Origin of the sequence: Bartonella sp. PS7NMGDW (genome assembly GCF_042193585.1) — a bacterium.
In the GTDB taxonomy this organism is placed as follows: domain Bacteria; phylum Pseudomonadota; class Alphaproteobacteria; order Rhizobiales; family Rhizobiaceae; genus Bartonella; species Bartonella grahamii.
In genome coordinates this window covers 1-746 of sequence record NZ_JBHILX010000106.1, presented here as the reverse complement: position 1 = coordinate 746, position 746 = coordinate 1, and the positions used below count along the sequence as shown (strand labels likewise).

Sequence of the window (746 nt, the reverse complement as noted above, 5' to 3'; positions counted from 1 at the left end):
CTTAAGTGGTTTAACCGGGGTTGATGCTCTCTTTACACCAAAAGTGGATCTCAATAATGCAGGAGAACTGTCTGAGGGGCTCCCTTTACCAAAGCCCCAATCGGGTGGGGTTGGGGGCACGCTACCCAATCAAAATTTCATTTATGAAACGCGGGCAGAATTCCTTGATGTCGGCAAGTTTTATGGCTCAGCCTATTATTTGAACAGAATTGGCTACAATCCTGATCGGGAGATTTTTTTCTTAGGCGATGCTTATTTCGAAAAGGAATTGATTGAAAAACAAATGCGTGATCTGGTTGGTCAAGGTTTGGGCAAAGGTTCCTTTATTCCTGGAAGTGATGCCATTGAACAAGTCAAAACCTTGCTGGATGTCGGGGCAGACTATGCAAAAGCACACAATCTCCCCTTTGGTGAGGCTTTGAGTGAAGAACAATTGGCGTCCCTAGAAGCCCCGATGGTGATTTATGTGCGCCAACAGGTCAAGGGCATGGATGTTTATGCACCGGTGCTTTACATCCCTGAAAAAGACAGAGCCTCCTTTGTTTCTGCTGGGGCTTTGATCATGGGCAATGATGTGAATATCACCAGCCAAAATACGAGCAATTCCACAATAACCAATTCAGGGCGGATTGCGGCAAATCACCAATTGCATGTGCATGGTGGGGATATTTTTAGTAAAGGGGGGCATTTTGCGGCGGGTGGGGATGCTGTTCTCCTTGCGGAGAAGAATATTCGTTTAGATGCAG

Annotated in this window: 1 protein-coding gene; it reads left to right on the top strand. The window is 46.2% G+C overall.

Going from position 1 to position 746, the window contains the following annotated elements; translation table 11 throughout:
- On the top strand, positions 1 to 746 hold a 746-nt coding region (locus ACFIKJ_RS09550; protein WP_375670563.1), incomplete at both ends, for a hypothetical protein.